This window comes from Paenibacillus sp. Soil787 (assembly GCF_001429545.1).
Classification (GTDB): Bacteria; Bacillota; Bacilli; order Paenibacillales; family NBRC-103111; genus Paenibacillus_E.
Map to the genome: position 1 here is coordinate 284,720 of NZ_LMSP01000003.1, position 6,000 is coordinate 290,719.

Annotated in this window: 5 protein-coding genes; 2 read left to right on the forward strand and 3 right to left on the reverse strand. The window is 45.2% G+C overall.

Annotated features, from left to right (window positions below; all coding sequences use genetic code 11):
• Window positions 1–16: 16 nt before the first annotated feature.
• The 3 genes from uxaC to ASG93_RS07270 all read right to left on the reverse strand — a co-directional run bounded on the left by uxaC (window position 17) and on the right by ASG93_RS07270 (window position 3,467).
• The gene (gene uxaC / locus ASG93_RS07260; RefSeq protein WP_056830327.1) at window positions 17–1,417 is read right to left on the reverse strand and encodes a glucuronate isomerase; all 1,401 of its coding nucleotides are present in this window, start codon (window positions 1,415–1,417) and stop codon (window positions 17–19) included.
• Window positions 1,418–1,610: 193 nt separating this feature from the next.
• Entirely contained in the window at window positions 1,611–2,543 is a 933-nt protein-coding gene (locus tag ASG93_RS07265; RefSeq protein WP_056830328.1) for a VanW family protein, read from the reverse strand.
• Between the two features lie 114 nt (window positions 2,544–2,657).
• Complete coding sequence (locus tag ASG93_RS07270; RefSeq protein WP_056830330.1) at window positions 2,658–3,467, reverse strand: phytanoyl-CoA dioxygenase family protein; 810 nt, start codon at window positions 3,465–3,467, stop codon at window positions 2,658–2,660.
• Between the two features lie 169 nt (window positions 3,468–3,636).
• Here ASG93_RS07270 and ASG93_RS07275 point away from each other — a divergent pair, with 169 nt between their 5' ends.
• Both ASG93_RS07275 and ASG93_RS07280 read left to right on the forward strand, forming a co-directional pair.
• Window positions 3,637–4,410 carry a helix-turn-helix domain-containing protein gene (locus ASG93_RS07275; RefSeq protein WP_056830332.1) on the forward strand — a complete coding sequence of 258 codons (774 nt, stop codon included), beginning with the start codon at window positions 3,637–3,639 and terminating at the stop codon, window positions 4,408–4,410.
• A gap of 70 nt (window positions 4,411–4,480) precedes the next feature.
• Complete coding sequence (locus tag ASG93_RS07280; protein WP_056830334.1) at window positions 4,481–5,713, forward strand: aminopeptidase; 1,233 nt, start codon at window positions 4,481–4,483, stop codon at window positions 5,711–5,713.
• The last annotated feature ends 287 nt before the right edge of the window (window positions 5,714–6,000 follow it).

Below are 6,000 nucleotides of genomic sequence, written 5' to 3' on the forward strand. Positions count from 1 at the left end.
CATGAAGGTTTCTATTTTAAAACCCGAAATATTGCTTAGCATTATTATAAGAAATCCCTTGAACCAGCTGTTTCAGCAGCGGTTCGTCGTTCGGGAATTCTCCCGCTTCAACCCATTCGCCTAGCATATTACAAAGGATTCTACGGAAATAATCGTGTCTTGTGTAAGACAAGAAGCTTCTGGAATCGGTCAACATGCCTACGAATCGGCCAAGAAGACCAAAATTCGCCAACGATTTCATCTGCGAAACCATACCATCTTTGGTATCGTTGAACCACCAAGCGGATCCTAGTTGAATTTTTCCAGGAATACCATCTCCTTGGAAGCTGCCCATGAGGGAAGCGAGAATTTCATTATCTCGTGCATTTAAGGAGTACAGTATCGTTCTAGGCAGCGAATCAGCAACAGCAAGAGAGGATAACAAACCTGTTAAAGCGCTTGCTACCGGGCTATCATTAACAGAGTCAAACCCTGTGTCCGGACCCAGCTCCGCGAAAGCTCGTCCGTTATTATTGCGGGAAGCATTGATGTGGTACTGCATCGCCCAATCCAGCTTTTTGTACACGCCTCCTAAGAACAGCAATGTGTACGCTTTATATTTCTTCTCGTCATCCAAACTGACCGTGCTGCCAGCCAGAGCCGTTTTAAAAATCTGATCCACTTCTTCTTTGGTTGCTGAAGCATATGGCACATAATCCAAGGCATGGTCAGACACCTTACAACCAACCGAATCAAAAAACTGCGCTCTGCTCTCTAATCCTGCCAGCAGGTCATCGTAGGAACTAATCGTGATGCCAGCGGATTGCTCCAATTGGCCGATCCATGGAAGGAAAGTGGCGCGATTAATTTCAAGCGCTTTGTCAGGACGGTATGAAGGCAGGACTTGTGTGTTAAAATCTTTGATCTCTTTAATTTTGATGTGATATTCTAGCGAATCCACCGGATCGTCCGTTGTGCAAATGACGGTTACTTTGGAATTCGTAATGAGATCTCTGGCGCGGGAACCGCCCTCTGCCAGCTTTGCATTCACTTTTTCCCAGATGGCAGGCGCATTCTGCTCGTTAATAATGTCATAAACACCGAAATAGGTTCGAAGCTCCATATGAGACCAGTGGTACAACGGGTTGCCAACAGCCATAGGTACCGTTCCAGCCCAAGCCAAAAAGCGATCGTAATCGCTAGCTCCACCAGTAACTTTCGCTTCCTCCACACCATTGGCACGCATCATTCTCCACTTATAATGGTCGCCGTACAGCCAAGCTTCCGTGATGTTATTGAATTGTTTATTTTCATAAATTTCCTTAGGACTTAGATGGCAATGATAATCAATAATCGGCAGATCTTTGGCAAATTCGTGGAATAGATGAATCGCAGTATCGTTCGTAAGCATAAAATTCTCATCTAAAAATGTTTTCATAAAGCTAAATTCCACCCTTCTCAAGCTGAATGATCTGCCCTCTATTCTAGCGAAAGGTGATCTGAAAATCTTGTGATTTTTTGCTTTCATTTTGTAAAATATGCATATATTGACCTCAAATTCGCCATAACTCGATCCTAGGCAAACAAAAAGCCCCATACACCAACAATCACGTTGGAACGGAGCTTATCATTTACGGCACAGGCTGACCTACATTCGTTCCCGCTTGAATTTCCTCTGGCAGATCATCGGATGCACTCGGAACATGCCGCGGCTTATAATTAATGACATCAGAGGACGAAATACTGACGAAGACCCGGCCAGGTAGAGCCTGAGCCCTAATTAAGATAGGTTGATTGTAGTTGTTCTTAAAGCTGAAGTCAGGACCTCCCCAATTCACCGTAGCATCCCTACCTGGCGGAACATAAGGGACTGATCTGCTGTGCGAATATCTTTCTACAATTTTGAGACCAGCGCGATCCACCGCGTTATACAATGTAGAAGAAATTTGGCAAATGCCTCCGCCAATCCCTTCAGAGAATTCTCCCCTTACGATGATCTTTGCTGGCATATACCCCTTTCCACGCGTCCGAACGCCAACAACACGGTTGAAAGAGAACGTTTCATTCGGTTGAACGACATAATTATTAATCGCTTTGGCCGCAAGTTTGATATTCGTATACCGATATTTATTATTCGAGTTAAAATAGGTCACATAATAACCAATGGGACGCACACGTATATTCGCTAGCAGCTCGCTGTCTACTTTGGGATAAACAGATTTCTGAGGCACTTCAAATTTCATCGGACCTTCTCGATAGTAATTCTCATAGAATTGCTCAATAAAAGCTTTTCGATTCAGCCTTGACCCTGCAATCTCCTTCACGATGCTTCCCTCATCATTAATGGTTGCATTAATCGGTTTGCGATACATATTCTTATCGATCACGTCCGTAAGCTGATTTAATCGCTCATTATCAATGATCGGTACATCAAGAAGATTGATTGTGTACGATTCCCGCTGCACATTCGCTATGCTATGACCCATATTGTCATTCGTTATTCGAAATGGTACATCACTCTGCTGCGCAAGAAGCAGCAAACCCATTATCCAACTATAACTCATGAATGCATCACCCCCTTTTCTAGTGTAAACAATTGAAATGATTCCATACTATGCAATAAGGGACCAGCCAACATCCATGGATGTTAGACTGATCCCTTATGGCTAAACGAAAGATTAGTGAGGATAAACCGCTTGGAATTCTTCGCCGCAAGGCCCTCCATTAGGGTTGGCCTCTAAATCAACGATTTCTCCATTTTGCCGATGCAGTGGTCGATAGTGGTTACTGATATGGGTTGCCGATTCGTTCACATAATGACATATGAACGCCCGACGGAATCGGTCTTTCGTTTTATTTCGATAAGAGCCATGGATGAGATTCCCATTAAAAAAGAGAACGTCGCCTCGCTCCATGATGACTGGCATGGCTTTTTCATCTTTCGGCGGCTTCACGTAGTGTGTCGTAAATGATTCTTTGTCATCTGCGATATCCGGACAAGCTATTTCGAATGTATTCGTTTTGGGCACAACAAGTAAGCCGCCATTCTCGTCATCTGCAGCATCAATGGCCGTCCACGCTGCTATGCAGTTCCCCGGTTCGACCTGCAGATAGAAATTATCCTGGTGAAGCGCTTGCCCGCGGGAACCCGGCGGCTTGTAATAAAACATGCTTTGCGCGGCCAGCGCCTCTTCATCATACAAATCTGCTAATACATCCATAACTGGCTGGTGCAGCATATAGTTCATTGCCGTTTCATTAAAGCGGTGCGGATGCATGACTCGCGGGTATCTTTTTAACGGATCAGACTCATCCGCTTGTAAATCCGGTTCAAATAAGCCTGGTACCGTATGATGACTAATCTCCTCAAAAGTATCATCGATTTCAGCCAAATTTTGCTCAGAAAACAATCCTTTTACGATTAAATAGCCTTCTGATTCGAAATGCTGTTTTTGTTCATTTGAAAGCTTTAGCATTGTCCTTGACATCTTGGTCCCCTCCACGAGGTAAATTAGGATTGCATTCCCTTATGACATCATCATATCGAAAGGGCAACAGACATTGAAGTAAGAATGATGCTAATTAATCATACAATCCTGCTATTTCTTGATATACTTGTAGTAAATTGCTGCAGAAGATGAAAAGGAGCATACGATCATGAAATTCGATGATAATTCTTTCTTAGCCGGACAATTTCTAGAGCAAGATACCTATGTAACCAAGCGGCCCCAAGGAAGAAGCGACTGGCTCCTTACTTTCACACTTGAAGGCGAAGGTTACTTTAACAACTCAGGCAATGAACGAAACTGCAGACCTGGTGATCTCACCCTCCTGAAGCCAGGAACACCGCAGCATTACGGTACGAAAAAAGATCATGCTTGGCATTTCACCTGGGTACACTTCCCTTCCATCTTCACAGAAACCAATCTCCTGCCGGAAGAAGAGCTGCTTATCCTTACCATCGAAAGTGACTCCATTCGTGAACGCATCCATCGAGCTTTCACTCGCATACTGGAAGATTCCCGAGAACGCGGTGATTATTGGTTCGATCTGTGCTGCAGCTCTTTACGGGAAATCCTCCTTATCATGGCTCAGAAAACCAACAAAAAAGTCGATGCGCGAATCGAGGAGGTTCTTCACCTGCTGTCCCAACAGATGCGTCAACCTATTCGGGTTGAGGATTTGGCTCAGACTGTCGGGCTCTCCCCTTCGAGACTTTCGCATCTTTTCAAAGCCAGCACAGGGCATTCCATTATCGATACGCTCAATCGGATGAGGATACAGCAAGCCGTGCTCATGCTAGAACATACCGGAAGGAGCGCTTCGGAGGTTTGTTATGATGTGGGCTTTCAAAACTATAATCACTTCACCAATCAATTCCGCAAATGGTATGGCATGAACCCAAGTACATTCATGAAAGAAAGACGGTAAAATTTATTTGACAGTTGACTCTTGGCAGGATAAACTGCTAGCAAGATCAAGAATAAAGAGGAGGTTTCCTATGACTTTTGAAAGTAATCTTGATAAATATGCGGAGCTAACCGTCCACGTCGCTGTGAACATTCAATCCGGCCAAACACTTTGGATTAACGCCCCCATTCATCATCCCGAATTCGTTCGACTCATTGCCCGGAAAGCTTATCAAGCGGGAGCCAAGCACGTACATATTGAGTGGCAAGATGACATCTGCACCCAAATTAAATATACCTACGCACCAGATGAAGCGTTTCATGAATATCCGTCATGGAGAGCGCAAGCGCTGGATGGGCTAGCTGATAATAACGGCGCCTATTTATTTATCGATGCCGATGATCCTGAATTGCTGAAGGATATCGATCCAGCTCGCATTTCCGCAAATTCCAAAGCTGCAGGCGCGAAATTAGTGAAATGGAGAGAAAGCATGTCCTCCTATAAGATGTCATGGTCGATTATCGCGGCGCCTTCTTCCGCTTGGGCGAAGAAAGTGTTTCCTAATTTGGAAGAGGAAGCCGCGATCAGCGCCCTATGGAACGCCATTTTCCAAGCGACACGCGTAGATCAAGAAAATCCAATCCAGACTTGGGTCGATCACAACGCGACACTACGGAGCAAAAGAGAACAGCTCAACGAGAAACAATTTCGTAAGATTCATTACCGTGCCCCAGGCACTGAACTATCTGTCGAGCTTCCTGCTAATCATATTTGGCGAGGCGGTTCCGCCACCAACGAGACTGGCGGCTTCGATTTCAACCCGAATATCCCGACAGAGGAAGTCTTTATTTCTCCTCATCGAATGGGTACTCAGGGCACAGTGCGCAGCACGAAACCGCTCAGCTATCAAGGTAATTTGATCAACAATTTCACGATCACCTTCGATAACGGACGTGTTGTTGACTACACCGCTGAACAAGGATTTGAGTCTCTTAAAGCCATGATCGAAATGGATGAAGGAGCACATTATCTGGGTGAAATCGCACTTGTGCCGCACGAATCACCAATTTCAAACTCCAACCTAATCTTCATTAATACCTTGTATGATGAGAACGCCTCAAATCACTTGGCACTCGGCAGAGCCTTCCCCACATGTATAGAGGGCGGAACTTCGATGTCCAAGGAGGAGCAAGAGAAAGCCGGCCTAAACAACAGTCTGATTCACGTTGACTTTATGATCGGCTCTGCCGAAATGGATATTGACGGCGAACATGCAGATGGCACGATCGAACCTATTTTCCGTAAAGGAAATTGGGCATTCTAACAAAAAAAAGACCTCTCAGCTGCCAATTACAGCGTGCGAGGTCTGGGTTGAGGATAGAGAAGGACTTTTCCGACTTCTCAATTTTTGTGCGCTAGCGCCCGGTGGCGGCGGATCTGACGACCTTGCGCACAATTTTTGTGCGCTAGCGTACGGTCGCGACGAATCTGACGACCTTGCGCACAATTTTTATGCGCTAGGAGTCTGTCCGACGAAAACAGGAGTTCACCCATGCTGTCACGAAATTTTTAAGTAATGGATAAATGAACGTGTAAAGGAAGTGCGAGGCA

Coding starts and splice junctions, on each gene's coding strand:
- ASG93_RS07275 (WP_056830332.1), top strand. CDS start 3,637: ATGAAATTCGATGATAATTCTTTCTTAGCCGGACAATTTCTAGAGCAA.
- ASG93_RS07270 (WP_056830330.1), bottom strand. CDS start 3,467: ATGTCAAGGACAATGCTAAAGCTTTCAAATGAACAAAAACAGCATTTC.
- ASG93_RS07280 (WP_056830334.1), top strand. CDS start 4,481: ATGACTTTTGAAAGTAATCTTGATAAATATGCGGAGCTAACCGTCCAC.
- uxaC (WP_056830327.1), bottom strand. CDS start 1,417: ATGAAAACATTTTTAGATGAGAATTTTATGCTTACGAACGATACTGCG.
- ASG93_RS07265 (WP_056830328.1), bottom strand. CDS start 2,543: ATGAGTTATAGTTGGATAATGGGTTTGCTGCTTCTTGCGCAGCAGAGT.